This is a genomic window from Methanobacterium formicicum (assembly GCF_029848115.1).
Taxonomy (GTDB): Archaea; Methanobacteriota; Methanobacteria; order Methanobacteriales; family Methanobacteriaceae; genus Methanobacterium; species Methanobacterium formicicum.
The window spans coordinates 52,501-55,000 of the sequence record NZ_JARVXG010000050.1 but is presented as its reverse complement, the minus strand read 5'-3'; the positions used below and the strand labels follow the sequence as shown (position 1 = coordinate 55,000).

Below are 2,500 nucleotides of genomic sequence, written 5' to 3'. Positions count from 1 at the left end.
GCTATTCCAAAGTAATCATGGTCTTTAACCCGGTCGTGTAGTTCTCTCCCAAGTTTTCTACTTATTTTAAGGTTCATGTTAGTTTCGTGTAATAAAACCATGTCTGGTAAAACTAACACAGGTAATTCTTGATTCTGGTCTATTTCGGTCATGTTATCACTCATAGGGCTTTAAGTGTGTTTTTAATTTGTTTTTGATCTTTAATGATGACTTGAATACTTTTAACTGACTGTAAATACTCAATTTGAATTTTAAATCTCCCGTATTTCTCAAATGTTTTGTTTAGAATGTTTAATTGGAGGGGAAGATTTATTTAGATTTGGAAGATTTTTTTTAAAAAATCCAGGCCAATAATTTGTGGGCCGTTATTCTTCCCTTTTTTTTGAATGTGGACAGCGAGATTTTTCCTGCTGACTACACTTGGCAAAGGCACAGGTAAATAAAAAATCAATTCTTTTCTGGTGTTTTTCCATGGAGGGTCGATTGAATCGGTAGTAAATGTAGTTTCCCTCTTTGTGAGCAACTAGTATGTTAGCGTTTTTCAGGATTTTCAGATGCTGCGATGCTGCGGGTTGTGTTATGCCCATGTTCTGCGACATTTCCGTTACGCTGATTTTATCCACCTCACCCGAGGCGAGATAATAAATCAGAAGCAACCGATTGACATTGGCCAGGGCTTTAAGCACTTCCTCCAGTTCTTCAGTAGACTCCAATGTTGACTTGGAATTAATCCTAAGCATAACACATGTTATATAAGTATATGCTTATATACTTTTCTATCATACTGATGCCCAAATAAATAATATACTTCCAGCATAGATAATTCAAAAGTTTAGGTAAATACAATTTATCGGATAATCATCCCACAATATCATCCTAATTATTCTTAAAAAAAAATAAGAATTTTAAAAGAAAAATAAGAGTTGAATTAAAAAGTTTACTGCATTAACCAAAACCATTACACTACTCTAATAAACTCAACTCAAATATGAATCCATGTAACATCCTAACTCACAGCTTTCTTCACGAGCTCCGCGATTCTTTCCTCTTCGGTGGCCGTTAACTCCTTTAACGCGTAGGAAGTCGGCCACATATTATCTTCGTCAAGGTTAGCGTCCTCGGAAAAGCCCAGTGTCACGTACCTCTCGTTTTTGTCACCACGGAAGAAGCAGATGACCTTCCCGTCCTTGGCATATGCCGGCATCCCGTACCATGTTTTCGGTGCGAGGACTGGTGCACTGGCTTTGATAATGGTATGGAGTCGCTCCCCCAGGGCACGATAAGGTCCAGGCATCGCCGCTATCTTCGCCAGAACTGCATTTTCCCCTTCCTTCTTTCCCAGGCCTTGGCCAGATTTTTGTCGAATGCGAGTGGTTTTTTTCACAATCTTACCCCCAATACGTCCATATTTATGGTAAAAATGGAGTTATTTGTGATTAATTAAGGCATCCCGTACATTAATATTTTTTTAAATGACAAAATTTAGAAAAAAATAATTTTCATCATTTTCTGTTTCGGGCCAGATGAAAGACGGATATTACACTTAAAATTAATACCCATCCCAAATAATAACTAAAAATAGAAAATTTAAGATTTAAATTATTCAGACAGCTTTTCAACCTGTCTATCAATCTCTTCCAGGGCAGCCTGAGCTGCTTCGTCAGCCAGGGAATCATCGGCTGTGGAGAGTTCGTCTAAAAATAGTTCTACCTCAACATCCACGTCCAGTCCATTTTCTTCATTGGCTTCATGAAATTCTACTCTTAATTCCAGATCAAGGACTTCTTTTTTGGATATCTTGGAAAATATATAATCTTCGGCAGCTACTGCCGCAGCTTCAGAGATGTTCTCCATCTCCTGGTCAGTTAATTTTTTCAAACTGGTAACCTCAGTTTACCTTTAGTTTTAATTTTAGTTTTTACTGTTTTTAGACACTGATTGAATGGTATAAAAATGTATAAAATGGTTAGGTGGGTATTAGTTACCCATACCTGGCTGCATCTGCATGGATTCCTGCAGGTTTTCCTGCATTTCCTGTAACCGTTTCATGACCCTTTCTTCCTGTCGGGCTACGGTTTTCTCCCGGAGCTTGAGGGTTTCCAGTTTTTCGGTCATTTCTTCGGTTAACTCGGGTTTGGCCATTTTGATGAGCAGGTTTCCTGCGGTTTTGTAAACTTCAGCATCATCTTCCACTTTTTCCAGTTCTTCCAGGGCCTTTTCAGTTTCCCTTATCTGGAGGTCCACACTCTGTTTCTGCATGGTTATGGCCTGGGCCTGTTGCTGCATCTGCTGGAATTGTGCTAGTTGATGTTGGATGTTCTGGGGAATTTCCATATTTTTCACCTCAAATTACTTACAAGTTCAAATAATCCATTAATTCAAGTAAATCCGTAGTTAAATGATTTTAATTCAGGATCCAGTATTCAATGAATCGGTCATAATCAATGATTGTGCATATCATGTTTTAATTCCAGAATCTGCTGTGAAAGTATCAGCCAGC

Annotated in this window: 6 protein-coding genes (2 of these 6 running past the window's edge); all 6 read right to left on the bottom strand. The window is 38.3% G+C overall.

Annotated elements, in window-relative coordinates; translation table 11 throughout:
• Positions 1 to 152, bottom strand: the beginning of a protein-coding gene (gene lon, locus QC759_RS07070; RefSeq protein ID WP_048073670.1) for an endopeptidase La. 2,227 nt of this gene lie to the left of the window's left edge; only the first 152 of its 2,379 coding nucleotides appear in the window; its start codon is at positions 150 to 152; its stop codon lies off the left edge, out of view.
• A 213-nt stretch (positions 153 to 365) separates the two neighbouring features.
• Positions 366 to 740 (bottom strand): ArsR/SmtB family transcription factor, encoded by a 375-nt coding sequence (locus QC759_RS07065; protein WP_048073671.1) that lies wholly within the window; start codon positions 738 to 740, stop codon positions 366 to 368.
• A gap of 266 nt (positions 741 to 1,006) precedes the next feature.
• Positions 1,007 to 1,384, bottom strand: a complete 378-nt coding sequence (locus tag QC759_RS07060) for an iron chaperone (protein WP_052660027.1) — start codon at positions 1,382 to 1,384, stop codon at positions 1,007 to 1,009.
• A 215-nt stretch (positions 1,385 to 1,599) separates the two neighbouring features.
• On the bottom strand, positions 1,600 to 1,878 hold the full coding sequence (locus QC759_RS07055) for a DUF3194 domain-containing protein (RefSeq protein WP_048073673.1): 279 nt from the start codon (positions 1,876 to 1,878) through the stop codon (positions 1,600 to 1,602).
• Positions 1,879 to 1,977: 99 nt separating this feature from the next.
• Positions 1,978 to 2,334: a prefoldin subunit beta gene (locus QC759_RS07050; protein ID WP_048073674.1), complete on the bottom strand. Its 357-nt coding sequence runs from the start codon at positions 2,332 to 2,334 to the stop codon at positions 1,978 to 1,980.
• A gap of 107 nt (positions 2,335 to 2,441) precedes the next feature.
• Positions 2,442 to 2,500, bottom strand: the 3' end of a protein-coding gene (locus tag QC759_RS07045) for a KEOPS complex subunit Pcc1 (protein ID WP_048073675.1). 214 nt of this gene lie beyond the right edge of the window; only the last 59 of its 273 coding nucleotides appear in the window; the start codon falls outside the window, past its right edge; its stop codon occupies positions 2,442 to 2,444.

Coding starts and splice junctions, on each gene's coding strand:
- QC759_RS07065 (WP_048073671.1), bottom strand. CDS start 740: ATGCTTAGGATTAATTCCAAGTCAACATTGGAGTCTACTGAAGAACTG.
- QC759_RS07050 (WP_048073674.1), bottom strand. CDS start 2,334: ATGGAAATTCCCCAGAACATCCAACATCAACTAGCACAATTCCAGCAG.